Source organism: Streptomyces albiflavescens (assembly GCF_014645835.1).
Classification (GTDB): Bacteria; Actinomycetota; Actinomycetes; order Streptomycetales; family Streptomycetaceae; genus Streptomyces; species Streptomyces albiflavescens.
The window spans coordinates 118,870-144,486 of the sequence record NZ_BMMM01000019.1 but is presented as its reverse complement, the minus strand read 5'-3'; the positions used below and the strand labels follow the sequence as shown (position 1 = coordinate 144,486).

The window sequence follows — 25,617 nt, the reverse complement described above, 5'->3', positions numbered from 1 at the left end:
CGCCACCATGGCATCCATCAAGGGTTCACGGCAGCGGGGCATAGCCCTCCACCTGGTCCTGATCGTCGGCCTGCTGCTCTCGGTCTTCCCGTTCTACTGGGCCGTGATCATGTCGACGCACTCGTCGACCGAGATCTTCTCCTACCCGCCCAAGCTGCTGCCCGGCTCGCACTTCCTGGAGAACCTCCGCCACCTCTTCGACAGCGTCGACTTCTTCGGGTCGATGTTCAACTCCCTGCTCGTGGCCGGCTCGGTCACGGTCCTGGTCCTCTTCTTCGACTCCCTCGCGGCCTTCGTCTTCGCCAAGTTCCAGTTCCCCGGGCGCCGGGTGCTCTTCGCCCTGATGATGGCGATCTTCATGGTGCCGGCGCAGCTCCAGGCCATCCCGCAGTTCGTGATCATGGCAAAGCTGGGCTGGATCGGCTCGATGACCGCGCTGATCGTCCCGGCGGCCGCCAACGCCTTCGGCATCTTCTGGATGCGCCAGTACATGAAGAGCGCCATCCACGACGAACTCCTCGACGCCTCCAAGCTCGACGGGGCCGGATTCCTGCGCCAGTACTGGCACGTGGCGCTCCCGGTCGTCCGTCCCGGCCTCGCCTTCCTCGGCATCTTCACCTTCATGGGCCAGTGGAACGACTACGCCTGGCCCCTGATCGCCCTCACCAACCCGGACAATGTGACCCTCCAGGTCGCCCTGTCCCAGCTCAACGGCGTCCACGGCACGACCGACTACGGAATGGTCATGACGGGCGCGCTGCTGGCCCTCGTCCCGCTGCTGATCGTCTTCGCGATCGGCGCCAAGCAGATCATCGGCGACCTCGGCAAGGGGGCCATCCGCTGATGACCGATCCGTCGATCCGCGGGCCGCTGCCCGCCGATCCCCTGATCGCCCTGCGCCCCTGGGAGGCACCTGAGGTGACCTCCCGGGGGCGGTTGCCGATGAGCGCCGTGGAGCGGCGGCCGGGCGCCCTGTCGCTGGACGGGCCATGGCGGTTCCAGCTGCTGCCGGCGCCCGACGCCCCGCTCGGTGACTGGGCCCGGATCGAGGTCCCCGGCGCCTGGACCATGGGGGACACCGACGACCTCCCTCAGTACACCAACTTCCGTATGCCCTGGAGCGAGTTCCCGCCCGCGTCGCCCGCCGCCAACCCGACGGGTGTGTACGAGCGTGACGTGGACGTCCCCGCCGAGTGGGCGGGTCGCCGGATCGTGCTCCAGGTCGGTGCCGCCGAGAGTGTCCTGCTGGTCCATGTCGACGGTCGGCCGGTCGGCATCTCCAAGGACTCGCACCTCGCGGCGGAGTTCGATCTCTCCGAGGTCGTCCGTCCCGGGCGGCGCGCCACCGTACGGCTCACCGTCGTGAAGTGGTCGGACGCCTCGCACATCGAGGACCAGGACCAGTGGTGGCACGGCGGGATCACCCGCTCGGTCCTGCTGTACGCCACCGATCCGCTGTATCTGGCCGACGTGACCGTGCGGACGCGGCTCGACGGCGAGCTGCGCGTGGACTGTCAGGTGCGGCAGGCTTCCGGCGCGCTGCCCGAGGGCTGGTACGTCACCGGAGAGCTGGACGGTCGACTGCTGGCGCAGGACGCGGAGTTCGACCGCTACAACGCCGAGGACGGCCGGGTCTCCGACTTCCTCGGCGAGGCACGCCTCACCGCCGTCGTGCGCGACGTCCGCCCATGGACCGCGGAGACACCCGAGCTGTACGGCCTGACCGTACGCCTGCACCGCGCCGACGGTTCGGTCGCCGACACCTCGTACCACCGCGTGGGCTTCCGAGAGGTCGAGATCCGCGGCCGGGACCTGCTCCTCAACGGCGAGCGGGTCTACATCCGGGGCGTCAACCGGCACGACTTCCATCCGCTGACGGGGCGGACGGTGTCGTACGAGGACATGCGCGCGGACCTGGAGCTGCTGAAGCGCTTCGGGTTCAACGCGATCCGCACGGCCCACTACCCGAACGACCCGACCCTCCTCGACCTCGCCGACGAGCTCGGCCTGTACGTCGTGGACGAGGCGAACATCGAGGCGCACGACCACGCGCACGAGATCGCCGACGACCCGCGCTACACCAGTGCCTTCGTGGACCGCGTCGCACGGATGGTCCTCCGCGACAAGAACCACCCGTGCGTCATCATCTGGTCCCTCGGCAACGAGTCGGACTACGGCGCCAACCACGACGCCGCCGCGGGGTGGCTGCGCCGTCACGACCCGACCAGGCCGCTGCAGTACGAGGGCGCGGCCAAGCTCGACTGGGCCGACACGACCGTCGCGTCCGACATCGCCTGCCCCATGTACGCGCCCATCGAGGACTGTGTCGCCCACGCCCTCTCCGGGACGCAGACCAAGCCGCTCATCCAGTGCGAGTACTCGCACGCCATGGGCAACAGCAACGGCACGCTCGCCGAGCACTGGGCCGCCATCGAGTCAACCCCGGGGCTTCAGGGCGGTTTCATCTGGGAGTTCTGGGACCACGGCATTCTCCAACGCGTGAACGACGGAAGACCGGCCGGGCGCGGTGGCGCCGGGCTGTATGACAACGGTGTCGCGGCGCCGGGCCACCGCTGGGCGTACGGCGGCGACTTCGGCGAGACGATCCACGACGGCGCGTTCATCGCCGACGGGGTCGTTTTTCCCGACCGGACCCCGAAGCCGGTGATGTACGAGCACCGGGAGATCGCGGCACCGGTCATGCTGACGAACTTCCACCACGAGGGGCCGGCCGTCGCCAATCGCCAGCACTTCCGGGGGCTGGAATGGCTGGCCGCCGAGTGGGAGCTGTCGCTCGCGGACGGCGGCACGCTGACGGCTCCGGCCGAGCTGCCCGACGTGGGTCCCGGCGAGTCGGCCGCGGTTCCGCTGCCCTTCTCGCTGCCGGACGACGCCGGCGAGGCGTGGCTGACGCTGCGGGTGACCACCGCGGCGGACGAACCGTGGGCACCGCGCGGCACGGTGGTGTGCCTGCCGCAGGTGCGGCTGTGGGCGGCATCCGACATGGAGGGCGACCTCGGGGACGAGGACGTCACGGAGGGCGACCTCGGGGACGAGGACGTCACGGAGGGCGACCTCTGGGACGAGGACGTCACGGAGGACCTCCCCGCGGCGGGGGAACCCGTCGACATCGACGAGGCGGGGCTCCTCGTTCACCCGCTGCTCACCGCCGCCCCTGTGCTCTCGCTGTGGCGGACGCCGACCGACAACGACGAGCTGGGCGGCGTCGCGACACGCTGGCGCGCCTGGGGTCTCGACACGCTCGTGCGCAAGGTCGTCGCCGTACGGCGTGAGGGCGGACGGGTCAGCGTGCTGGCCGAGTACGACACCTCGGCGGGCGTGGTGCGCCATGAGCAGGTGTTCACGCGCGTCGAGGGTGGTGTGCTCGTCGAGGAGTCGGCCGAGCTGCCGGACGGCCTCGACGACGTGGCGCGGGTGGGCTCGGTCTTCGAGACCGCCGCCGGCCTCGATGTCCTGAAGTGGTACGGGCCCGGTCCCTGGGAGTCGTATCCGGACCGCTGCGCCGGCGCGCCCGTCGGCCACCACTCCCTGCCCGTGGACGAGCTGTTCACCCCCTATCTGCGTCCGCAGGAGAGCGGCGGGCGGCACGGCGTACGGCACTTCACGCTGTCGGCGCCCGACGCCACCGGCCTCTCGGTCGCACTGGACGAACCACGCCAGGTGTCCGTGACCCGGTACCGCGCCGAGGACCTGGCCGCCGCCACCCACCACGACGAGCTGGTGCCGCGGCCCGGTTGCGTCGTGCACATCGACGCCGCGCACCGGGGCCTGGGCACCGCCTCGTGCGGGCCCGACACCTCGCCCGAGTACCTCATCGACGCCGGTACGCACCGCTGGTCCTGGACACTTCGCGTCCTCTGACCTCGCTCGCATCCACCTCTTCGACCTCTCCTTGCGCACCCACCTCTTCGACGCCTCTTTGATGGAGCAGACGTGTGTACTTCGCATGCCCGGACGCAGGCCGATCAGGCCGCCGCCCAAGCCGACCAGGCCGACGCCGGAAGACGTAACTTCCTGCGGGCCACGGCGCTGATCGGCGCTGCGGCCACGACCGTCGCGCTGCCCGCGACCGCCCAGGCTGCCGCCCGTGAGGCGAGCTGGCGGCCCGACCCCGAAAGCCGCCGCTTCACCCTCGCCGTCATGCCCGACACCCAGTACCTCTTCGACGGCCCCAGCATCAACCCCGCGCCGATCGAGGCCTCGCTCCGCTACCTCCTGGAGCACGGCAAGGACGAGAACATCGTCTTCCTCTCGCATCTGGGCGACCTCACGGAGAACGGCGCGCAGGCCGAATTCGACGCGGCCGGCAAGGCGTTCGAGCTGCTCGACCGGCGCGGCGTGGGCTACAGCGTGCTCGCGGGCAACCACGACATCAGGTCGTCCACGGACGACCAGCGCGGCGCGACGCCGTACCTCGACGTCTTCGGGCCGCGGCGCTTCGCGCACCAGCGCACCTTCGGCGGTGCCTCGCCGGACGGCTACAACACCTTCCACCTCTTCACGGCGGCCGGCCGGCAGTGGCTCGTCCTCGCACTGGACTGGCGGCTGTCGGCGAAGGGCTACGCGTGGGCGAAGGACGTCATCGCCCAGCACCCCAGGACGCCCGTCATCCTCACCACGCACGAGCTGGTCGTCGAGGACGACACCCTCTCCTCGTACGGGCAGCGTCTGTGGGACGAGCTGGTCAATGATCACGACCAGATCTTCCTGACCCTCAACGGGCACTACTGGCCCGCCGCCCGCGCCACCCGCAAGAACGCGGCCGGGAACGAGGTGCATCTGCACCTGACGAACTATCAGAATCGTTACTACGGCGGTGCGGCGATGATCCGCCTCTACCGCTTCGACCTCGACCGGAACACCATAGACGTCGAGACGATCTCGCCGTGGATCCTGGGCCGGGCCGCCAAGGGCCTCAATGAGCTGGAACGGCAGGAGATCGAACTCAGTGGCGACGCCGACCGGTTCTCCGTCACCCTCGACTTCGAGGAGCGCTTCTCGGGCTTCGCTCCGGTTCCCGCCCGGCCGTCGCGAGCCGCCTCGCAGATGCTCGTCCGGGGCACGGTCGCCTACTGGCGCTTCGACGGACACGACGACGGTACGGCGGTCGACGGCACGGTCCGTGATCTGTCCGGGCACGGGAACGACCTGACCGTGGTCAAGGTCGCCGACGGCGCCCTCACCTGGTCGTCGGCCCACCACCCGGACCAGCCGGGCCATGGCAGCCTCTCCTTCCAGGGCGGCAAGCCTCCGCTGAAGGGCGCGTATCTGCGCACGGTCGACGGAGCGCCCCTCAACTCGGCGACCTTCCAGCGTGGTTACACCATCGAGGCCTTCTACCAGCTGCCCGCCGACTGGGACGCCTCGCACAACGCCTGGGCCTCGCTGATCAGCCGCACCGGTACCGGCGGCGGCGCGGGCAAGACCGCGGACGACCCGGACGAGCCGCTCGCCACGCTCTCCCTGTCCGACGGGCCCGGCCCGCAGTGGGCGGTCCGGCCGCTCAACCAGCAGGGCATCGCCACCAACTGGGGCGACGAGACGGCCCGGGAGCAGTGGTGGCACGTCGCCGTCGTCAACGACGGCTCCCACACCACGATGTACGTCCAGGGCTGCCCGGTCGCCCGCAATCCGCACGCCTCCGCCGTGGGACTCACCTCCCTCGGGCTGCCGTGGCTGCTCGGCGGCTACGAGTACGCGGGGCAGATCGACCAGATTCTGCACGGCCGGCTCGGCGACGTCCGGATCGTCGAGCGCGCCCTTCCCGTCACGTCGTTCATGAACCACTGACCCGAAGACCCGAGGGACTCACACGATCATGACCGAGCAGCAACTGCCCGCCTGGGCCGATCCGTCCGTCTCACCCGCCGCGCTGGACCCGCAGGGCATGTCGCGGCGCGGGCTGCTGCGCCGCGCGGGCCTGTTCGGGGCGGCTTTCGCGGTGGGCTCGCTCGCGACACCCGCGGCGGCCTCCACCCGAGGCTTCGGCGGCAACGACCCGCGTCTCGCCTACCTCGTGGGCGACCACCACATCCACTCCGTCTACAGCCACGACGCGAAGTACACGTTCTCCCAACTCGCCCGGGCCGGCGCCCAGTACGGGCTCGACTGGATGGTCTTCAACGAGCACTCCAACTTCGGGCACGCCCACTACGGCGCGAAGCTGGAACACCAGGAGATCCTCGCGGCGCGCGCCCAGAACCCGCGCCAGCTGATCTTCCAGGGTCTGGAGTGGTACATCCCGGCCGCCGAGCACGCCACCGTCTTCGCCGCTCCCGGACCGCACGAGGTGGACCTGCTCACCCAGTTCGAACTCGCCTACGACGGCAAGCTGCTGGGCTACACCGCGGGCTCCCCCACCAGCCCCGACACGGCCCGCAACGAGGCCCACGCGGTCAAGGCCATCCAGTGGCTGGCCGCACAGCGCCGTGCCGGATACGTCGACGACGTCCTCGTCCTCGCCAACCATCCGCTGCGCCTGGGCATCGACTCCCCGCACGAGATGCGCAACTGGCGGGACGCGGCCCCCGAGATCATGATCGGCATGGAGGGCGCGCCCGGCGCCCAGGGCGGCGGCATCCCCGGCTGGGTCGGCTCCGGCCGGCAGCGCGGCGAGTACGTCAACAAGCCGTCCGAGAACTCCTTCGCCGGGTACCCGGAGGACGCGTACGTCCTGTACGGCGGCTTCGACTGGATGACGGCGACCGTCGGCGGCATGTGGGACGCGATGCTCGCCGAGGGGCGGCTCTTCACGATCACCACCAACTCCGATGTGCACCGTGTCGTCTTCGACACCTGGAAGAACGGCGACTGGGCGCCCGGGCAGAACTTCGACAACACCGGGCACATCCCCGACCCGGTGAACACCGACACACAGCAGCCGGGCGGCGACTTCTGGCCCGGCCAGTTCAGCCGCACGCATGTCGGCGTGACCCGCTACGGCTACCGCGCCGTGATGGCGGGCCTGCGCGCGGGCCGGGTCTGGCTGGACCACGGACATCTGCTCGACGGCCTCGACGTCCGGCTGAAGCGGGACTGCGACCACGGCCCGGGTGTGACCATGGGCGGCCGACTGCGCGTCCGCAAGGGCGAGAAGCTCACGCTGAGCGTCACCGTGACGACCGCCTCGCGTCCCAACCCCCACGGTATCCTGCCCGAGTTGGCGCACGTCGACGTGATCCGCGGCGCGGTGCGCGGCCCGGTGGCCGACCGCGACGACTGGCGGGCGCCCGACACCAGGGTCGTCCACACGCGGGACGTGAGCGGCCGGAAGGGGACGTACACCCTGCGCATCCCGCTGGTCGCCGGTGACGAGTCCTTCTACGTCCGGCTGCGCGGCAGCGACGGCAACCGCAATGGCGCCGGGTATCTCGGCGCCTCGATCGACCCGCACGGCCCGATTCCGCATGTGCCCGGCGACGGTGACCCGTGGGTCGATACGTGGTTCTATGCCAACCCGGTCTTCGTCGATGTGGCAGGTGTGTGATGAAACGTCAGTTACTGGCTCTGGGCTCCCTGTTGGGCGCCTTGGCGGTGGGCATGAGTACGTCGTCCGCCGTCGCCGATGAACCCCACTGGACCGAGACCGGCACGGCGTACGTCGACTCGCTGAGCGGTGGTCAGGGACTGGCGAGCCGCGCGAACGGGTCACTGCTGTACCGCGGGCTCGCTTCCGTCCCCCTCGATCTGCGGATCAAGGGCTGGAACCACGTGGGCGACCCGGACATCGCGCAGGGCTATGTGTTCGACGCCTATCAGGGACCGGACACGGCGACGTCGAAGATGTTCGCCGTCACCACACCCGCCGGGAAGCGCTACGAGTACGTGCATCAGCTCGATCCGGGCGAGAAGCTGAACAACTCCTTCGCCACCGTGTCGCCCGACGGGCAGTGGCTGGTGTCGGGCGAGTGGGGCGACCAGAACCGGCTCCAGGTCTTCCCCGCTCCCCTGCTCAATCCGTCGACCCCGCGTACCGGCGGCGCCCTGCCGGAGGCCTGGCAGATCACCCTCGACAAGCCGGTCCGCGACATCCAGGGCTGCGACTTCGTGAACTCCAGCCGGCTGCTGTGCGCCTCGGACGACGGCTCGCGCACGCTCTTCCCCGAAGACCGGCCGCTGCTCCAGGTCGACCTGGACCACAAGCTCGACGGTCAGCCGGTCACAGGCCATGTCACCAGCCTCTTCGCCCTGCCGCAGCGCAGCCTGTGCACGGACGGGACGTACGAGACCGAGGGCGTGGACTACGACGCCGTACGCGGCACGCTCCGGGCCGAGGTGATCTCGCCCGGAGTGTGCGCGGTGGCGACCACCGTGTACGCGTACCGCCAGCAGTAGAGGTCAGGCGTAAAAACGCGACAGGCTCTGCAGGACGGCGGCGGGCTTCCCGCCGCCGTCGATCTCTATCGTGCCGTCGACGGCGATCTGCACCCCGCCCGGCACGTCCTCGACCGAGGCGAGCCTCGCGACCAGGCGGATCCGCGAACCGACCTTCACGGGCGAGGGGAAACGCACCTTGTTCAGGCCGTAGTTGACCTTCGCCGACACGCCCTCGACCTCCAGCAGCTCGGTGAAGAGCGGGATGAAGAGGGAGAGGGTCAGATAGCCGTGCGCGATGGGTGCGCCGAAGGGGCCCTCCGCGGCCTCCTCGGGGTCGACGTGGATCCACTGGTGGTCGCCGGTGGCGTCGGCGAAGGTGTTGATGCGCTCCTGGGTGATCTCGATCCACTCGCTGGTCCCGAGGTCGCCGCCCGCAAGCTTCCTGAGTGCGTCGAGGCCGTTCACGGTGATGCTCATATGTGCTTCCTTGCTGACGAGTTGGTGGTGCCGTACCGCGTACGGACACGGGACTTGAGGAGCTTCCCGGAGGCGGTTCGCGGGAGTTCGTCCGCGATGACGACCGACTTCGGGATCTTGTACTTGGCGAGGCGTCCGGCCAGCGACGCGAGGACGGCGTCCGGGTCCAGGTCGACCCCCTCGCGGGCGACGACGACCGCGCGCGGCACCTCGCCCCACTTGTCGTCGGCGACGCCGATGACCGCGCACTCGACGATGTCGGGGTGGGCGAGGAGCAAGTCCTCGATCTCGGCCGGGTAGATGTTCTCGCCGCCGGAGATGATCATGTCCTTGATGCGGTCGACGATGAAGACATAGCCGTCCTCGTCGATCCGGGCGGCATCCCCGCTGCGGAACCAGCCGTCGGCGAAGACGGCGGCGGTCTCGTCGGGCAGACCCCAGTACCCGGGCATGACGTGCGGGCCGCGGACGACCACTTCGCCCGTCTCGCCGACGTCGACCGGCATGAAGTCGGGCCGTACGACCCGTACATCGCTGAAGAAGTGCGGCACCCCCGCCGAACCCGCCTTGCCGACCGCGTGTTCCGCGTCCAGGAAGAGGGTGCCGGGTGCGGCCTCGGTCATCCCGTAGCCCTGCAGGAAGGTGAGGCCGCGCTCCTGGTAGGCGGCTATCAGCGCAGTCGGCACCGGCGAGCCGCCGCAGGTGAGGATGCGCAGCGAGGACAGGTCGGCGTCGGCCCAGCGCGGATGCCGGGCCACCTGGTCGAACATGGTCGGCACACCGAACATGAAGGTGATCCGGTGCCGCTCGATCAGGCCGAAGGTGGCCGCCGGGTCGAAGGACTCGACCAGGACGCAGGTGCCGCCCTTGAGGAGCACCGGCAGGGTGAGCATGTTCAGCCCGGCCGTGTGGAACAACGGGGCGGAGACCAGGGCGCGTTCGTCGGCGATCAGATCGTGGTCGACGAGCACGTTGACCGCGTTCCAGGTCAGATTGCCGTGGGTGAGCATCGCGCCCTTGGGGCGGCCGGTCGTGCCCGAGGTGTACATGATGATGCAGGTGTCGTCCGCGGTGACGGGCTGGTCGATCGCCTCGTCGCCGGCCTCGGCGATCAACTCCTCGTAATGGTCGCCGACTTCGACGAACGTCCGCACATCGGTGCTGCCCGGCAGACCCGCGACGAGCCCCGCCAGCGACGGCGCGTACACCAGGGCCTTGGCGCCCGAATCGCTCAGCTGGTAGGCGATCTCGGGTCCCGCGAGGCGGGGGTTGAGCGGTACGAAGACCGCGCCCAGGACACCCGCCGCGAAGAGCGTTTCGAGGTACGCCGGGTGGTTGGGACCGAGATAGGCGATCCGGTCGCCGCGGCGCAGCCCCAGGGCGCGCAGGGCCTGGGCGAGCCGGGTCGTGCGCGCGTACAGCTCGGCATAGGTGACGCCGGTGTCGCCGTGGATCAGGGCGGTGCGGTGCGGGGTCTTGCGGGCCCTGCGTGCGGGCCATGAGCCCAGTCCCTCATTGCGCATCTGTCTGCCCCTGTCCGTCGTCGCACATGGGATGGCACATGGGGTGGCCCCTTACGGCGTGAGCCCGAGCAGGCGGGCGGCGTTCTCCTTGAGGATCTTCGGCTTGACCTCGTCCTTGACCGGCAGCTTCTCGAAGTCGGAGAGCCACCGGTCGGGGGTGAGGACGGGGTAGTCGGAGCCGAAGAGGACCTTGTCCTTCAGCAGCGTGTTGGCGTACTGCACCAGCTGCGGCGGGAAGTACTTCGGCGACCAGCCGGACAGGTCGATGTGCACGCCCGGCTTGTGCGTAGCCACCGCGAGCGCCTCGTCCTGCCAGGGGAAGGAGGGGTGCGCCAGGATGATCTTCAGATGCGGGAAGTCGGCGGCCACGTCGTCCACGTGCAGCGGGTTCGAGTACTTGAGCCGGATTCCGCCCCCGCCGGGCACCCCGGCGCCGATCCCCGTCTGTCCCGTGTGGAAGAGGGCGATCGTGTCGGTCTCCTCGATCACCTCGTACAGGTCGTACGCCACCGAGCGGTCGTTGGGGAAGAAGCCCTGGATGCTGGGGTGGAACTTGAAGCCCTTCACCCCGTACTCCTCGACCAGGCGGCGGGCCCGCTTGATCCCCGCCTTGCCGCGGAAGGGGTCGATGGAGGCGAACGGGATCAGCACGTCCGGGTGGGCGGCCGCGGCCTCGGCGACCTCCTCGTTCGGGACCGGCTCGGTGCCGGTGGCGGACTCGGCGTCGACCGTGAAGATCACGGCGGCCATCTTCCGCTCGCGGTAGTAGGCGGCGGTCTCCTCCAGGGTCGGCTTCCGCTTTCCCTCGACCTTGAAGTAGGCACTGGAGGCGTCGTGCAGGTCCTCGTCGAGCGAGGAGTGGCCCTTCGACGACACCTCGGCGTGGGTATGGACGTCGATCGCGACCAGTTCGCTGAGGTCCATCACGCCTCCGGCAGCTTCGGCGCGGGGATCCCGACGGTCTGCGGTTCGGCACCGACCGAGGTGGCCCAGGCGTCGGCCAGGGTGTCCGGGGTCCAGCCGCCGTCCGCGTACGCCGCCTTGACCTCCTGCGGATGCGACCAGAGTGTCACCTTGTCACCGCCAATGCCGATGGCCTGCCCGGTGATGCCGCGGGCGGCCTCGGAGGCGAGGAACGGGATGAGGGCCGCGCAGTCCTCGGGGGTGCCGAAGCCCTCGCCCTTGCGGAGGAAGTCGGGGAGCGGCTCACCCTGCTTCATGGCCTCGATGTAGGGCGCGAAGGCCGGGATGGTCTCGGTCATCGCGGTCGCGGCGACCGGCACGATCGCGTTGACGGTGATGCCCGCGCGGCCCAGCTCCATCGACCAGGTGCGGGCCATGGCAGCGATGCCCGCCTTCGCGGCGGCGTAGTTCGTCTGACCGAAGTTTCCGCGCTGTCCGGCCGGCGAGCCGACCAGGATCAGGCTGCCGCCCTCGCCCTGCTCGCGCATCCGCACGGCGGCGGCGCGGGCGCAGGTGAAGGTGCCCTTGAGGTGGGTGGTGATCACCGCTTCGAAGTCCTCGTCGGTCATCTTCCACAGGACCTTGTCGCGCAGGATGCCCGCGTTGGTCACCAGGATGTCGAGCCGTCCGAACTCCTCCACCGCGCGGGCGACGAGTCGGCCGGCGGCCTCGGACGTGCCGACCGGGACCACTTCGGCGACGGCCTTGCGGCCGGTTTCGGTGATGGACTTGACGGCCTGCTCGGCCACAGCCTCGTCGACGTCGTTGACGACCACGGAGGCACCGACGGCCGCGAGGGCGTGTGCGTAGGCCAGGCCGAGGCCACGGCCACTGCCGGTGACGACGGCGACCTTGCCGGTGAGATCGATGCTGGGCACGAGGGGTCCCTTCAATGCTTCGGATCAGCGAGCGCGGCCTGGAATGCCGAGCTGCGGCTACGAGATCGAAGCTAAGGACAATAATTGTTGACGTCAATAGTTGTTGCTGACTCATCGGTGCGTCATGCTGTGCGTAGTACGACGCGAAGCTGTGCGCGGTACGGCGTCATCGCGAGCGCGGTACGGCGTCGTGCCGTACGGACGTACATCCGAACCGCCCCGCCCGGGGCCCGGCCCAGGGAGCCCGTCATCGCACGTCAGCAGCGCACCACACACCACGCCGAGGGCTCTGCCCCCATCGATGCCCAGGAACCGTGGATGCGCGGACTGCACGCGGACACCGGCTACCTCCTGTACCGGCTGGGGCTGCGCTCGGGGCAGCTGTTCAACACGTTCCTGCAGGAGTCGGGGCTCCGCCTGCGCCACTACGCGCTGCTCCGCTTCCTCGCCACCACCGAAGGCGCGCTGCAGCGGGAGTTGAGCTCACGGCTCGGCTACGACCCGAGCGCGATCGTCGGGCTCGTCGACGACCTGGAGAAGCTCGGTTTCGCCGAGCGGCGCCCTGCACCGGACGACCGCCGCAGCCGCATCGTCGTGCTGAGCGAGGAAGGCCGCGCCTTCCTGCGCGACACCGACGAAGCCGGCCTGCGCGTCACGAACGATCTGCTCCAGCCCCTCGACCCCGCCGAGCGAGCCACCCTGCACGCCCTGCTGCAACGGGTCGCGGAGACCGAACTCAACTCATGACCGCCCTGTCCGCGCCCGACCGCCTGCTCGCCGTGCTCGCCGCCTTCGACCACGAGCACCCGGCGCTGTGCCTGTCGGACATCAGCCGCCGGGCCGGGCTCACCCTCACCACCGCCCACCGGCTGGTCGGCGCGCTCACCGAATGGGGTGCCCTGGAGCGGGACGAGGACGGCGTCTACCACGTGGGCCTGCGGCTGTGGGAGATCGCGGCGCTCGCTCCCCGGGGCCTGGCACTGCGGCAGATCGCGCTCCCGTACCTGGAGGACCTGTACGAAGCGACCCACGAGAACGTGCAGTTGGCGGTCCGCGACGGCTCCGAGGTCGTCTACATCGAGTGGATCTCCGGGCGCTCCGCGGTCGGCGTCCGCATCCAGGTGGGCGCCCGCTGGCCGCTGCACGCCACGGGCGTCGGGCTCGCGCTCCTCGCACACGGCGAGGCGGCGCTCCAGGAGGCGTACTGCGACAGCCCGCTCGCCTCGTTCACCCCGCACACCGTCACGGATCCGGCTCGGCTGCGCCGCCTGCTGGCCGAAGTGCGGCGCACGGGAGTGGCGGTGAGCAGTCGTCAGGTCACCGACGACGCCCTGTCGGTGGCCGCTCCCGTCCGCGGCGCGGGCGGGACGGTCGTCGCGGCCGTCTCGGTGGTCGTGCCCCAGGCCGACGGCCGGGTACCGGTGTTGATCCCGGCGGTACGGCTGGCGGCGCGCGGGATCTCGCGGGCGCTCGGATGGCAGCCGGACACGCGGGCCGCGCGCGACGCGTAGGACGCCGGAAATCCCTCTCATCGGTGAGGACTTCGCCGCCCGGGGGTCGGGATACTGGGACGGCCCTTGCCCAGAGGAGCCCTGTATGTCCGCTCAGTCCTGGTTCACTCCCGCCGTCTCACGTTGGCGGGCGGTGTTCTCGCCCACCGCGGTCCGATGGCGGTCGGTCTTCTCGCGGTTGCGCACGACGCATCCCTACGTCCTCGACACCGCGCTCGCCGCGCTGGTGCTGTTCGCCGCCTCGCTGCAGTGGATATTCCCCGACGAGGGCGACGACCGGCTGACATGGCAGGGGTTCCTGCTGGCGGTCGGCACCGCGGTGCCGCTCGTGTGGCGGCGGCGGGCGCCCTTCCTGTCCGCCTGCGCGGTGTCGATCTGTACGCCCGCCATGGCGGTGTATCACGCGCCGCCGCCGAACGTCGCCTACGGCGGACTGGTCGTCCTCTACACCGTGGCCACGCTCTGTCCGCCCGCGCAACGCCGGTTCATGCTGGTGACCTGGCTGGTCGGCGCCTCACTGACGATGATGGCCAAGGCACACGCCCAGCCCTTCGAGTACGCCTTCCATCTGACGAGCTTCCTCAGCGCGTACGCGCTCGGGATCCTCACCCGCGTCCAGCGCGCGTACACCGCGGAGCTGGAGGACCGGGCGCGCCGTCTGGAGCGGGAGCGTGCCGCCGACACGGCGCGGGCGACGGCGCAGGAACGCGCCCGGATCGCCCGGGACATGCACGACATCCTGGCCCACGCGGTGAGCCTGATGGTGGTGCAGGCCGAGGCCGGCCCGGTGGTCGTGCGCAGCGATCCGGAACGCGCCGAGGCGGCCTTCGACGCGATCGCGACGAGCGGGCGGGACGCGATGCGGCAGCTGCGGCGGATCCTCGGCGTGCTCAAGGAGGAGCAGGTGAACGGGACATCGGCGCGATTGCCGCAGCCCGGCATCGCGGCGCTCGCCGCACTGGTCGGCCAGGTCGCGGAGTCCACGGGGCTGCGGGTGGACCTGAGCACGACCGGTGTGCCCCGCCCGCTCCCCGCGGACACCGAGGTCGCCGCCTACCGGGTGGTGCAGGAGGCCCTCACCAACACCGTGAAGCATGCGTACGCTTCCACGGCACGGGTCGAACTCGACTGGACGGAGGACGCGTTGACGCTCACGGTGACGGACGACGGGCGGGGGCCGGGTACCGGTGGGCCGACCACGCCACCCGGCGGTCACGGGCTGATAGGCATCCGTGAGCGGGCCGCCGCCTGCGGTGGCAGCGCGGACTCGGGGCGCGGTCCCGACGGCGGCTTCCGTGTCGCCGTACGCCTGCCCGCCACCGGCGACCGGCAGGCGGCCCTGGGATGAGCATCCGCGTGGTGGTCGCCGACGACCAGGAGCTGGTGCGCAGCGGCTTCAGCATGATCCTGGAGGCGCAGCCGGACATCGAGGTGGTCGCGGAGGCCGGCGACGGCGTGGAAGCCGTGGCGGCGGTACGGGAGCACGCGCCCGACGTGCTGCTGCTCGACATCCGTATGCCGCACATGGACGGCCTGGAGGCGGCCCGCCTGGTGTGCGCGGAGTCCGGCTGCAAGGTCGTCATGCTGACCACGTTCGACCTCGACGAGTACGTGTACGAGGCGCTGTACGCGGGAGCGAGTGGCTTTCTGCTCAAGGATGTCCGGCGCGACGACCTGGTGCACGCGGTCCGTGTCGTCGCGGCGGGCGACTCGCTCCTCGCGCCCTCGGTGACCCGCCGTCTGGTCGCCGACATCACCCGGCGCCGCCACGCCGAGGCGGCCACGGAACCCGCGCCGGCCCGCCTCGAATCCCTCACCGCCCGCGAGGAGGAGACCTTGCGGCTGCTCGCCCGCGGCCTGTCCAACGCGGAGATCGCGACGACGCTCTTCGTGAGTGAACACACCGTCAAAACCCATGTCAGCAACATGCTGGGCAAGCTGGGACTGCGGGACCGGGTGCAGGCGGTGATCTGCGCGTACGAGACGGGTCTGGTGACACCCGGCGCCTCCTAGGTCCTGTCGTCAAATTCCCGTCGTCCGCCCGGAGGGCGGGCCCTGCGGCGTCAGGTGCGTGCTCTCGGCGTGCCGGGCACAGGCCCTCGTACTGGATGTACTTGGGTCTGTGCCCGGTGCGGCGAGAGTGCGTGCATGGCGTCGCGGGGCAGACGGGAATTTGACGACAGGGCCTAGGGCCTGTCGTCACCTTCCCGTCGTCGCCCGAAGGGCGGGCAGGTCCGACTCCCTCGAAGGAGTGAGGCCGGATCCGGTATCCGTCGCGCGGGGGAGTTCCCGAAACCGCTCCCCCCGGCGATCCGCCGGCCCCCTGTCCGGCAGCACGCTGAGTGGCGATGTCACCGACCGCACCCACCGCCGGGAGGCGTACCGTGCTCGCCACGATCTCCCGGGCGGCGACCCGCCGCCCGCTCACCGTGATCCTCGTCTGGCTGCTCATGCTGCTGATCGGCTTCGGCCTCGGCACGGGCGTGTTCAGCCGGCTCGTCGACTCGGTGCCCGATGTCCCTGGCACCGAGTCGGCCCGGGCCGCCGACTACCTCGACCGCGTCGACAAGAGCGGGGAGTCGATCACCGCCGTCGTCGCGGGCACCGCGGTCTCCGACCCCGGCCTGCGGTCCCAAGTCGGTCGTGTCGTCGCCGACCTGCGTACGGTCTCGGGAGTCGCCGAGGTGCCCGACCCCTACACCACCCACGGCCTCACCTCCGAGGACGGCGAGGCCCTCGTCATCCCGGTGACACTCAAGGGCGACCTGAAGTTCAAGGACAAGAAGAAGGCCGTGGACACGGCAGCCGAGCGCATTCGGCAGATCGACGCGCCCCAAGTCCATGTCAGCGGCGGCCTGTTGCTCGGCCAGCAGATGAGCGGGCGCGCCCAAGGGGACGTACAGCGAGCCGAGTTGATCTCCCTGCCGGTCGTCCTGGCGCTGCTGCTCGTCGTCTTCGGCGGGCTGCGGGCGGCCGGGCTGCCGCTGCTGATCGCGATCAGCGGAGTCGCGGGCGCGTTCCTGGCGCTCTTCGCCTTCAGCCAGTTCACCGACATCTCGGTGTACGCCATCCAGGTCACCACCATGCTGGGCCTCGGACTCGCCGTGGACTACGCGCTGTTGATGGTGGTCCGCTTCCGCGAGGAGCGACGGCACACCGACGACGTCATCGAGGCCGTGCACCGTACCGTCGCCGTCGCCGGGCGGACCGTCCTGTTCTCCGGACTCACGGTCGCCGTCAGCCTCACCGGGCTGCTGGTGTTCCCCAGCCCGTTCCTGCGCAGCATGGGTCTGGCCGTGGCCGCCGTGGTCGTCGTCGACATGCTGGCCGCGCTCACCCTGCTGCCGGCACTTCTGACCCTCCCCCACGCTCGGCTGCGCTCGCGCGGGGGGACCCCCACCGGCGCCCGCATCGCACCGGCGCGCGCTCCTCGCGAGGACGCCGACGCCAAGGCCGGCTCCAGGTTCGGCTTCAAGTCCGGCACCGATCCCGACAACGAGGGCCGCGTCTTCGCCCGCGTCGCCCGATTCGCCGCGCGCCGTCCCCTCGTCATCCTGGCCACCCTCGTCCCGGCCCTGTTGGTCCTCGCGCTGCCTGTCGCCGGAATGAAGATCAGCATCGGGGACGCGAAGCAACTGCCCTCCAACACCGAGGCACGGCAGCTGTACGACACCGTGGACGCCCACTTCCCGCCCGGCACCGGCGTCTCGCCGGTGACCGTGGTGGTACGCCCCGGCGCGGCCCCCGACATGGTGGCCCGGATCCGCGCCCTCTCCGACACGACCGACTCCCGCACCCTCCCGGGCGGCGCCACGCTGGTGCACCTCCAGCCGACCGGCGGCGTCGACGGCAAGGCGGCGACCGACCTGGTCGAGCGGGTACGGCAGGTGCGCGGGAACGAGCCCGTCGAGGTCACCGGCGTCGCGGCCCGGCTGGTCGACTTCCGCGAGATGCTCGCCGAGCGGGCGCCCTGGGCGGCGGCCACCGTTCTGCTCGGCATCTTCGCGCTGCTCTTCGCCTTCACCGGCTCGGTCCTGATCCCTCTGCGGACCATCGCGACCACACTGCTCAGCCTGGGCGCCGCGCTCGGTGCGGTGGTCTGGGTCTTCCAGGACGGCCATCTGGCCGGGGCGCTGGGCGCCGAAGGGCTGGGCTCGCTCAGCCTGACGGCTCCGCCGCTGATCATCGCGATCGCCTTCGGACTCGCCATGGACTACGAGCTCTTCATCCTCGCCCGGATGCGCGAGACCTGGCTGCGGACCGGCGACGCCCAGGAGGCCGTGGTGACCGGTCTGCGCCGCTCCGGACGCGTGGTCAGCTGTGCGGCACTGCTCCTCGCGATCGTCTTCGGGGCGTTCATGACCGGCGGCTTCTCCCCCATCCTGCAGATCGGCCTCGGGCTCACGCTCGCCGTGCTGATCGACGCGACCGTCGTACGGATGCTCCTCGTACCGGCGACGATGGCGCTGCTCGGGCGGCGCGCGTGGTGGGCGCCGGGCGCCATGCGGCGGGCGCACGACCGGTTCGGAGTGAGTGAGGAGGCGTCGCCTCAGCCTCAACTGACCAGTGTCTGAGAGCTGATCCAACAGTCCGTCCCCGCTGCCCGGCGGCGAGGACGGACTGTCCCTGTCCGCGAACGGCCGCACAGGATCCGCCAGTTGGTCGCCCCCGAATTCCTGGTCCTCGCTGTCCGTCCCAGGCGTCTGCCGGACCGGTAAACCTCCAGGGCTGCCGCCAACCCGCCCTGCGCAAGGGCGGCGCGCGGCTCCACGACGAGGTCCACGACGAGGTCCGCGGCGGGGCTCCGGAGCCGGGGGCCGGCGCTCCCGGCTCCGGAGTCGGGGGTGCCGGCGGTTCGTCACAGGTCGCCCGAGACACATGTCGAACGGGACCCGGTTCGAGACGCCTCGCTCAGCCCGGCAGCGCGGCGAGCAGCCGCCGGTCCCGCGGGGCCGCCCCGCGGTCGAGGCGGGTGTCCAGGAGTCGCCGGGCCGCGTCGCAACGGCCCGCCGAGACAAGGGCGTACAGCAGGGTCTCCTCGACGACCTCGCGCTGGGCCGCGCTCCCGCCGACCTTGCGGAGCGCCGGCAGGAGGGCGTCGAGGCCGCGGGCGGCTTCGTGGAAGCGTTCCTCGATCAGGGCGGTGAAGGCCTGGCAGAGCGGGACGATGACCTCACGCTGGACGGGATCGGCCCCCGCGGCGTGGTCGCGCAGGCGGCGCAGGGCCGCCACGTCCCCGGCGGCGGCGAGGGCGACCGCCGCGTGCAACGCGGTGAACGCGGTCGCGGGCCGCTCGACCACCTCGCGCGAGACGGTGTCGAGAACGTCCGCCGCGGGCACCTGCCCACGCCAGCTGTCGCTCAGCCGGGCCCGCCACAGCAGCGACCCGGAGTCGACCAGCGCCCGCACCCCGGTCACCCGCCCCGGCGCGAGCTGCGCGAACCATCGCTTGCGTACGGCGGCGCGGTCGTCCAGGGCGAGTTCGTGCAGCGCGATGTGCCAGGAGAAATGCGCCCGGTGGACGGCGCCCCGGCCCTGCCCGGACACCCAGGCGTCGAGCCAGTCGCGGCCCACCTCGTGAGCGCCCGACTCGTAGTGGACGTGGGCGAGCGCGTGCACGGCGTGCCCGGAGGCGGGCTCGGTGGCCAGAGCGCGGTGGGCCAGCTCGGCGGCCTCGTGGAAGCGGCCCTGTTCCTGGCGCAGGAAGGCCAGCAGCGACGTGTGGAACCAGTGCCCGTCGTACGCGGGCGAGGTGCGCTCGACCAGGCGCAGCGCGTAGGCGTCGTCGAGGTCGTTGATGCCGGAGAAGGCGATGGTGGGCACGGCGGCGGCGAGCGCCAGCGCGTCGGCGGGGTGCCGGTCGAGATGCCCGAGCAGGGCGTCTGCGCCCCCGTCCGAGGGTTCGCCGTGGACGCGCCGCGTGACGACGTCCACGAAGGAACGCTCCCGTTCGTCGGCCCGCTCGCGCGCGGAGCGCTGTGCGTCGGCGAGGGCCCTGGGTACGTCGACGTCGGCGCCGCACTCGTGACCGAGCAGGGCGAGCGCGGCGTGCGCGAGCGCGAATCCGGGGTCGAGAGAGACCGCGCGCCCGAAGGCCGCCTCCGCTCCGGCCCTGACCTTGAGGACCCGGTCGAGCCCGGTGCGATAGGCGGCGGCCGCCTCGGCGTGGGTGGACAGCGAGAGCCCGTGCCCGTCGACGGGCCGTCGGCGAACGGCTCGCCGGGGTGGCGACAGCGGCGCCAGCAACTCCTGTGCGAGCGCGGCGGCTTGGACACGGATCTCCGGGACGGCGGTGGTCTCCCACAGCTCCCCGCGACGGGGAGCACCGAGCGTGAACAGCCCGTGTTCACTGCGGCCCTCGGCGTCGAGAAGACGGCCGTCTCGCGTCGCGGCGCCCATGCCCAGCGGACCGCGCACCGCGGCACCGGAGTCGAACAGCGAACTCCACAAGGGGTCTTCGAGACGCGGGCCGGGTCCGGTGCAGTCGATGACCCAACCTGTATGGACCTCCTGGCCGTTGGAGAGCACGACCAGCAACGACCCGTCGTTCAGGACGGTGGCGTCGGTGACCGCTCCGGCATGCACCCGCAGTCGCCGGGCCGTACGGGCACGGGACACCGACTCGGCCGTCGCGGGCGCCATCCGATGGCGATGGGTGTTCCACAGCGCGCCCTCGCGTTCCAGGAACTCGGCCCGCTCCTCGGGGGTGAGGCTGCGCCACAGCCGCGCGGTGTGCGGCCGCAGGCTGTCGAGCGCCGGGCGCCAGTCGCCGTGGGCACGGACGGCCCGGCCGATGTGGCGGTAGACCGTCCTGCGCAGCGCGGAGAGCGACGGCGCGTCGAGCCCGTCGGGGGCGGCCATCGCCGCGGCGGGCCCGATCGCGTGCGGCTGGGGCAGCAGACCCCTCCGGGAGACGGCGTGCACGGTGCGCCCGGGCCGGTCGAGGCTCAGAGCCAGGTCCACCGCCGTGAGTCCGGTACCCACCAGCAGGACGTCGGCCGGGTCGGCGAGCGGGCCGTCGAGGGCGCCCGGCGCCCAAGGGGACCGCAGGAAGCGCTGGGACGCCTGCAGTCCCGACGGCGCCCAGTCGCCGCGCGCGGCGGCCGGCCCGGTGGCGAGCACCGCACTGTCGGCCAAGAGACCTTCGCCATCGACTAGTTGAAGCTCCAGTCCGCCGTCGGGGGTGCGGGTACAGCTCTCCGCCCGCGTCCGCAGCCGACGGACGGCGACCGTGCCGTGGGCGCGGACGATCGCCTGGGCGAGCGTGTCGGCCAGATAGGCGCCGTACCGGTACCGGGTGGCGAAGTCGGCACCCCTGACGGCGGGTTCGCCGTGCCGGCACAGCCAGCGGGTGAAGTGGCCGGGGTCGTCGGGATAGCAACTCATACCGCTCGCGGGCACGTTGAGTCGATGCCGTGGGTCGGGGGTGGCGTACGCCGTACCGCGTCCGGCCTCCGGGGCCGGGTCGACCAGGACCAGGTCCAGGGGCGCCCGGCGGCGCGCCGCCGTCTCGCACAGCTGGACGGCGGTCAGCGTTCCGGCCGCGCCCGCTCCGACGATGGCCACGGTGTGCCGCTTGCGAGCTGGAATCACAGATACCTCCGGCAGGGGTGTTCGGCGGGACCGGTCAGCGGAACTCCTTCTTCACTACTCCGACCGGAGAGGTGGGAAACGGCCCCGGGAGCGGGGATCTCATCGGAAACTCAGGGTGCCGGTCGACTGTTTCATACTGTGTTCACAATCCGAGGAGGCCCGACAACCGTGGTTTCAGGCCGTCCCCCGGGACGTCTTCACAGGAATCTCAGGTCGGGGCCCTCGGATTCAAAGAATCAACAAAGGAAAGCGGCGCAGGATTCAACCGCAGTGGTGGTGATCTAGGAAAGGCGTGCCGTGGGCGTCCCTGAGATATCGAACCGGTCCGAGCAGAGAGCGAACCGGTCCGACCTGCCGGCGTGGTCGCGGCGCGGGATCCTCGCCGTGCTCGGCGGCGCCACGGCCACGGCCCTGACGGGCTGCTCCGGTTCGGCGGACGCCTCGGAGGGCACAGGTACCACGCAGGCCGCGACCAGCACCAAGGCCAAGGTCGAGGCCAAGACGCCCGCCGTCACCGTCACCCCCGCCGACGGCACGAAGAAGGCCGATTTCACGAGCCCGGTCGAGGTCACCGTGGCGAACGGCACCCTGTCGACCGTCAAGGTCACCGGCAACGACGGTTCCACCCTGGCCGGTTCCTTCAACGACGCCCGTACGACATGGACCTCCACCAGGAATCCGTACTCGGGCACCAAGTACACGGTCACAGCGACACCACAGGGTGCCGACGCGCACACGGCGACCTTCGTCACGAAGTCCCCCGGCGAGACCTTCGTGGGCTATTTCACTCCGGAGGCGAATTCGACGTCCGGTGTCGGCATGCCCGTGTCGATCAACTTCACCCGGGCCGTCAAGGACCGGGCCGCGGTGGAGAAGGCGATCACGGTGACGGCCGAGCCCGCGGTCGAGGTGATCGGCCACTGGTTCAGTGACACCCGGCTCGACTTCCGGCCCGAGGAGTACTGGGCCGCGGGCACGAAGATCACGCTGAGCCTGCGGCTCAAGGACATCGAGGGCACGGACGGGGTCTACGGCGTCCAGTCCAAGGACGTCAGCTTCCACATCGGCCGCCGCCAGATCAGCACGGTCGACCTGGCGAAGAAGACGATGACGGTCGAGCGGGAGGGCTCGACGCTCGCCGACTACCCGGTGAGCGGCGGCGACTCCGACCACACCACCTGGTCCGGGATCATGGTGATCAGCGAGCGGTTCAAGCAGACCCGCATGGAGTCCTCGACCGTGGGCCTCGGCGACGAGTACGACATCGCGGACGTCCCGCACGCCCAGCGCCTGACCACCTCCGGCACCTTCATCCACGGCAACTACTGGGCCTCTACGTCGGTCTTCGGCGCCAGCAACACCAGCCACGGCTGTGTCGGCCTGCACGACGCCGAGGGCGCGAACGACAGCTCCGTGCCGGGCTACAAGTTCTACAACAGCTCGATGCTCGGCGACGTGGTGATCGTCAAGAACTCGGGTGAGAAGACCGTGGCCCCCGCCAACGGCCTCAATGGGTGGAACCTGTCCTGGGCGGACTGGAAGGCGGGAAGCGCACTTTAGCGCCCCTCGGCCCTTCCTTCACATCGTGAACTCCCTTCTGCGGAAGGGAGTTTCTCGGCTTTACCTCTTGACGACCGGAGTGACAGAGAGCACATTGTCCGCGCAGCTGCTGTGAGAGCGCTCTCACAAACGTGGGAGCGCTCTCATCCCCACCCGCGCACCCCACTCCGTACCCGAAGAGGCACCCATGAGTGAAACTTCCGGCACACCCGGCGCATCCGGCAGACGCCGCCCCCTGCGGCGCGTACTCATCGCCGTGTTCAGCACCCTCGGCCTGGCGGCCGCCGCTGCCACGGCCGCCACCCTCCCCGCGAACGCCTCCGCCCCCACACCCCCGTCCGGCTGGTCCCAGGTCTTCCTCGACGACTTCAACGGGGCCGCCGGGTCCGGCGTCAACACCGCCAACTGGCAGTACACGACGGGTACGAGCTACCCCGGCGGGCCGGCCAACTTCGGTACCGGTGAGGTCGAGACGATGACCTCCAGCACGAACAACGTCTCCCTGGACGGCGCCGGAAACCTCCGGATCACCCCCCGGCGCGACGCGGCGGGCAACTGGACCTCGGGCCGCATCGAGACGGTCCGCACCGACTTCCAGCCCTCCGCGGGCGGCAAGCTGCGCGTCGAGGCCCGCCTGCAGATGCCGAACGTGACCGGCGCCGCTGCCAAGGGCTACTGGCCCGCCTTCTGGATGCTGGGCGCGCCCTTCCGCGGCAACTACTGGAACTGGCCCGGCATCGGCGAGCTCGACATCATGGAGAACGTCCAGGGGCTCAACACCGAGTGGGCCACGATGCATTGCGGCACCTCGCCCGGTGGCCCCTGCAACGAGACCTCCGGCATCGGTGGCAACACCCCCTGCGCCGGGACCACCTGCCAGGCCGGCTTCCACACGTACGCGGTGGAGTGGGACAAGTCCACGAGCCCCGAGGAGATGCGCTTCTACCTCGACGGCGTCAACTTCCATACGGTGCGGGCGAATCAGGTCGACGCGACCACCTGGGCGAACGCCACCGATCACGGCTACTTCCTGATCCTGAACGTGGCGATGGGCGGCGGCTTCCCCGACGCCTTCGGCGGTGGCCCGGACAGCGGCACGGACCCCGGCCACCCGCTGGTCGTCGACTACGTCCAGGTCCTGCAGGCGGCCGGCGACGGCGGCGGCACGACCCCGCCACCCTCCGGCAACCGTGACGCCTACAGCGCCATCCAGGCCGAGTCGTACGACGGCCAGGCAGGCGTGGGCACGGAAACCACCACCGACACCGGCGGCGGACAGAACATCAGCTCACTCGCGAACGGCGACTACGCGCTATACAAGGGCGTCAACTTCGGTTCCACGGCGGCTCATCAGTTCTACGGCCGGGTCGCGAGCGGCGCGGCGGGCGGTGTCAGCGGACTCGTCGAGGTGCGCCTCGACAGCCGTACGAGCGCGCCGATCGGCAGCTTCGCGGTGGCCAACACCGGCGGCTGGCAGTCCTGGAGGACGGTGCCCGCGAACATCAGCTCCGTCACCGGAACCCACGACGTCTATCTGACCTTCACCAGCGGCCAGCCGGCGGACTTCGTGAACGTCAACTGGTTCGACTTCGGTCACTGAGAGGTGAGTTGACCGATACTCACACGCTCCCCGGCCGGGCCGGCCGCGTCACGCACCGAGGTCAGGCGACTGGTCACCGCCGTCCTGACCGCCCTCCTCACGGTGCCGGCGCTCGGCCTGGCCGGGGCGGCGCCCGCGAAGGCCGCCGCCGACTACACGCGGTGAAGAAGTGATGAGGGGGCGGGCCCGACGGCCCGCCCCCTTTCCGTGCGGCAATGCCCACGGCGCTCACCGCTGTCCGGGCGCCCCGCCGACCCGCGCCCTCAGCGCAGCTCCGCCCGGAATGCCGCCGGAGTCGTGTCCGTGTGCTGATGGAAGAACTTGGAGAAGTTGGCCGAGTCGGGAAAGCCCACGGCGACGCCGATGCGGCCGATGGGCATCTGCGTGTGGGCGAGGAGCCGTTTGGCCTCCAGGATCACCCGCTTGTCGATGAAGCCCTTCGGGGTCTCGCCGGTGGCCGCGCGCACCGCGCGGACGAGCGTGCGACGGGAGTAGCCGAGGGCGTCGGCGTACGCGCTGACGCTGTGGTTGGTCGCGAAGCCCTTCTCCACCGCGTCCCGGAAGCGGGTGAAGGTGGTGTCGGTCCGCTCGCGCGCCGCCTCGGCGGAGCTCGCCGCGAGATGGGCGAGGCGCAGCAGGAACGCGGTCAGGGAGTGCCGCAGTACCGCGGTGTGCAGGCTGAGCGGCAGCGTGGTCGTGTCGTTGTACTCGCGCTCCAGCTGGGCGAGGGAGTTCTCCAGGGCGGCGAGCTGGGCCGCGTCGGGACGCAGCAGCGGGGGCTGGTCGTAGCGGTAGAGGCCGGTCGCCTCGACCGTGGCGCGGGGCAGGAAGCCGGGCTGCATGATCAGGGCGGTCCCCCGGTACTCGCCTCCCCTGGAGAAACGGTGTACCTGACCCGGCCGGATCCACAACACATCGCCGTCCGTGACCTCGTACTCGGTGAAGTCGACCATGTGCGTCACAGGACCCCCGCGGAACAGCATCACCACGTGGAAGTCGATGCGGTGCACCCGGTCCAGGGGCGCCTCCTCGGCCCAGGCCCGGTCGGGTTCCATCGGCCGGACCTGCATGCCGACGCCGCTCACGCTCAGGTCTATGGGGAAGGGAAACGTTCTGATCCCGTCACCGTCTTGGGTGGTTCTGTCTGCCATGTCCTTCTCGCGTCGGCTCGGTAC

At 70.7% G+C, this 25,617-nt stretch carries 18 protein-coding genes; 12 read left to right on the top strand and 6 right to left on the bottom strand.

The features are described 5' to 3' along the window. Positions 1–7 precede the first annotated feature (7 nt). The 5 genes from IEY95_RS39025 to IEY95_RS39005 all read left to right on the top strand — a co-directional run bounded on the left by IEY95_RS39025 (position 8) and on the right by IEY95_RS39005 (position 8,355). Positions 8–844, top strand: a complete 837-nt coding sequence (locus IEY95_RS39025; RefSeq protein ID WP_189190961.1) for a carbohydrate ABC transporter permease — start codon at positions 8–10, stop codon at positions 842–844. Beyond that, positions 844–3,882 carry a glycoside hydrolase family 2 TIM barrel-domain containing protein gene (locus tag IEY95_RS39020; protein WP_189190960.1) on the top strand — a complete coding sequence of 1,013 codons (3,039 nt, stop codon included), beginning with the start codon at positions 844–846 and terminating at the stop codon, positions 3,880–3,882. Before IEY95_RS39025 ends, IEY95_RS39020 begins: the two co-directional genes overlap by 1 nt. Before the next feature lie 72 nt (positions 3,883–3,954). Beyond that, on the top strand, positions 3,955–5,811 hold the full coding sequence (locus IEY95_RS39015) for a LamG-like jellyroll fold domain-containing protein (protein ID WP_189190959.1): 1,857 nt from the start codon (positions 3,955–3,957) through the stop codon (positions 5,809–5,811). A 28-nt stretch (positions 5,812–5,839) separates the two neighbouring features. After that, positions 5,840–7,507, top strand: coding sequence for a PHP domain-containing protein (locus IEY95_RS39010; RefSeq protein WP_189190958.1), 1,668 nt, complete (start codon positions 5,840–5,842; stop codon positions 7,505–7,507). After that, a complete protein-coding gene (locus tag IEY95_RS39005; RefSeq protein WP_189190957.1) occupies positions 7,507–8,355 on the top strand; it encodes a hypothetical protein in 849 nt (282 codons plus the stop codon). Before IEY95_RS39010 ends, IEY95_RS39005 begins: the two co-directional genes overlap by 1 nt. A 3-nt stretch (positions 8,356–8,358) precedes the next feature. Here the strand turns inward: IEY95_RS39005 and IEY95_RS39000 are convergent, their stop codons facing one another. Genes IEY95_RS39000 through IEY95_RS38985 form a run of 4 tightly spaced genes read right to left on the bottom strand, consistent with a single transcriptional unit; the run spans position 8,359 to position 12,178 of the window. Continuing rightward, positions 8,359–8,814, bottom strand: a complete 456-nt coding sequence (locus IEY95_RS39000) for a MaoC family dehydratase (protein ID WP_189190956.1) — start codon at positions 8,812–8,814, stop codon at positions 8,359–8,361. Then, positions 8,811–10,337, bottom strand: coding sequence for an acyl-CoA synthetase (locus IEY95_RS38995; RefSeq protein ID WP_189190955.1), 1,527 nt, complete (start codon positions 10,335–10,337; stop codon positions 8,811–8,813). Before IEY95_RS38995 ends, IEY95_RS39000 begins: the two co-directional genes overlap by 4 nt. Before the next feature lie 51 nt (positions 10,338–10,388). After that, entirely contained in the window at positions 10,389–11,261 is an 873-nt protein-coding gene (locus IEY95_RS38990) for an amidohydrolase family protein (RefSeq protein ID WP_189190954.1), read from the bottom strand. Beyond that, positions 11,261–12,178 (bottom strand): SDR family NAD(P)-dependent oxidoreductase, encoded by a 918-nt coding sequence (locus IEY95_RS38985; RefSeq protein ID WP_308429387.1) that lies wholly within the window; start codon positions 12,176–12,178, stop codon positions 11,261–11,263. Before IEY95_RS38985 ends, IEY95_RS38990 begins: the two co-directional genes overlap by 1 nt. 318 nt (positions 12,179–12,496) lie before the next feature. On the opposite strand from IEY95_RS38985, the gene IEY95_RS38980 reads away from it, so the two are divergent. The 5 genes from IEY95_RS38980 to IEY95_RS38960 all read left to right on the top strand — a co-directional run bounded on the left by IEY95_RS38980 (position 12,497) and on the right by IEY95_RS38960 (position 18,263). Then, positions 12,497–12,925: a MarR family winged helix-turn-helix transcriptional regulator gene (locus IEY95_RS38980; RefSeq protein WP_189190953.1), complete on the top strand. Its 429-nt coding sequence runs from the start codon at positions 12,497–12,499 to the stop codon at positions 12,923–12,925. After that, complete coding sequence (locus IEY95_RS38975) at positions 12,922–13,689, top strand: IclR family transcriptional regulator (protein ID WP_189190952.1); 768 nt, start codon at positions 12,922–12,924, stop codon at positions 13,687–13,689. The genes IEY95_RS38980 and IEY95_RS38975 overlap by 4 nt, the downstream gene beginning before the upstream one ends. A gap of 85 nt (positions 13,690–13,774) precedes the next feature. Next, complete coding sequence (locus IEY95_RS38970; protein ID WP_189190951.1) at positions 13,775–15,037, top strand: sensor histidine kinase; 1,263 nt, start codon at positions 13,775–13,777, stop codon at positions 15,035–15,037. Next, complete coding sequence (locus tag IEY95_RS38965) at positions 15,034–15,702, top strand: response regulator (RefSeq protein ID WP_189190950.1); 669 nt, start codon at positions 15,034–15,036, stop codon at positions 15,700–15,702. The genes IEY95_RS38970 and IEY95_RS38965 overlap by 4 nt, the downstream gene beginning before the upstream one ends. A 371-nt stretch (positions 15,703–16,073) precedes the next feature. After that, the gene (locus tag IEY95_RS38960; protein ID WP_189191017.1) at positions 16,074–18,263 is read left to right on the top strand and encodes an MMPL family transporter; all 2,190 of its coding nucleotides are present in this window, start codon (positions 16,074–16,076) and stop codon (positions 18,261–18,263) included. A 337-nt stretch (positions 18,264–18,600) separates the two neighbouring features. Here the strand turns inward: IEY95_RS38960 and IEY95_RS38955 are convergent, their stop codons facing one another. Then, complete coding sequence (locus tag IEY95_RS38955) at positions 18,601–21,255, bottom strand: FAD/NAD(P)-binding protein (RefSeq protein WP_229703650.1); 2,655 nt, start codon at positions 21,253–21,255, stop codon at positions 18,601–18,603. A 324-nt stretch (positions 21,256–21,579) separates the two neighbouring features. Between IEY95_RS38955 and IEY95_RS38950 the strand changes: the two genes are divergently transcribed. Next, complete coding sequence (locus IEY95_RS38950) at positions 21,580–22,842, top strand: Ig-like domain-containing protein (protein WP_189190948.1); 1,263 nt, start codon at positions 21,580–21,582, stop codon at positions 22,840–22,842. A gap of 187 nt (positions 22,843–23,029) precedes the next feature. Then, a complete protein-coding gene (locus tag IEY95_RS38945) occupies positions 23,030–24,442 on the top strand; it encodes a glycoside hydrolase family 16 protein (RefSeq protein ID WP_189190947.1) in 1,413 nt (470 codons plus the stop codon). 263 nt (positions 24,443–24,705) lie between these two features. Here IEY95_RS38945 and IEY95_RS38940 read toward each other — a convergent pair whose 3' ends face one another. Then, positions 24,706–25,593: a helix-turn-helix transcriptional regulator gene (locus IEY95_RS38940; RefSeq protein ID WP_189190946.1), complete on the bottom strand. Its 888-nt coding sequence runs from the start codon at positions 25,591–25,593 to the stop codon at positions 24,706–24,708. Positions 25,594–25,617 lie beyond the last annotated feature (24 nt).

Excerpts from the sequence above, each read along its gene's own strand:
- IEY95_RS38980 (WP_189190953.1), top strand. The coding sequence starts at position 12,497 with ATGCGCGGACTGCACGCGGACACCGGCTACCTCCTGTACCGGCTGGGG.
- IEY95_RS38945 (WP_189190947.1), top strand. The coding sequence starts at position 23,030 with ATGAGTGAAACTTCCGGCACACCCGGCGCATCCGGCAGACGCCGCCCC.
- IEY95_RS38995 (WP_189190955.1), bottom strand. The coding sequence starts at position 10,337 with ATGCGCAATGAGGGACTGGGCTCATGGCCCGCACGCAGGGCCCGCAAG.
- IEY95_RS39005 (WP_189190957.1), top strand. The coding sequence starts at position 7,507 with ATGAAACGTCAGTTACTGGCTCTGGGCTCCCTGTTGGGCGCCTTGGCG.
- IEY95_RS38965 (WP_189190950.1), top strand. The coding sequence starts at position 15,034 with ATGAGCATCCGCGTGGTGGTCGCCGACGACCAGGAGCTGGTGCGCAGC.
- IEY95_RS39010 (WP_189190958.1), top strand. The coding sequence starts at position 5,840 with ATGACCGAGCAGCAACTGCCCGCCTGGGCCGATCCGTCCGTCTCACCC.
- IEY95_RS38970 (WP_189190951.1), top strand. The coding sequence starts at position 13,775 with ATGTCCGCTCAGTCCTGGTTCACTCCCGCCGTCTCACGTTGGCGGGCG.
- IEY95_RS39000 (WP_189190956.1), bottom strand. The coding sequence starts at position 8,814 with ATGAGCATCACCGTGAACGGCCTCGACGCACTCAGGAAGCTTGCGGGC.
- IEY95_RS38975 (WP_189190952.1), top strand. The coding sequence starts at position 12,922 with ATGACCGCCCTGTCCGCGCCCGACCGCCTGCTCGCCGTGCTCGCCGCC.
- IEY95_RS38940 (WP_189190946.1), bottom strand. The coding sequence starts at position 25,593 with ATGGCAGACAGAACCACCCAAGACGGTGACGGGATCAGAACGTTTCCC.
- IEY95_RS38990 (WP_189190954.1), bottom strand. The coding sequence starts at position 11,261 with ATGGACCTCAGCGAACTGGTCGCGATCGACGTCCATACCCACGCCGAG.
- IEY95_RS39025 (WP_189190961.1), top strand. The coding sequence starts at position 8 with ATGGCATCCATCAAGGGTTCACGGCAGCGGGGCATAGCCCTCCACCTG.
- IEY95_RS39020 (WP_189190960.1), top strand. The coding sequence starts at position 844 with ATGACCGATCCGTCGATCCGCGGGCCGCTGCCCGCCGATCCCCTGATC.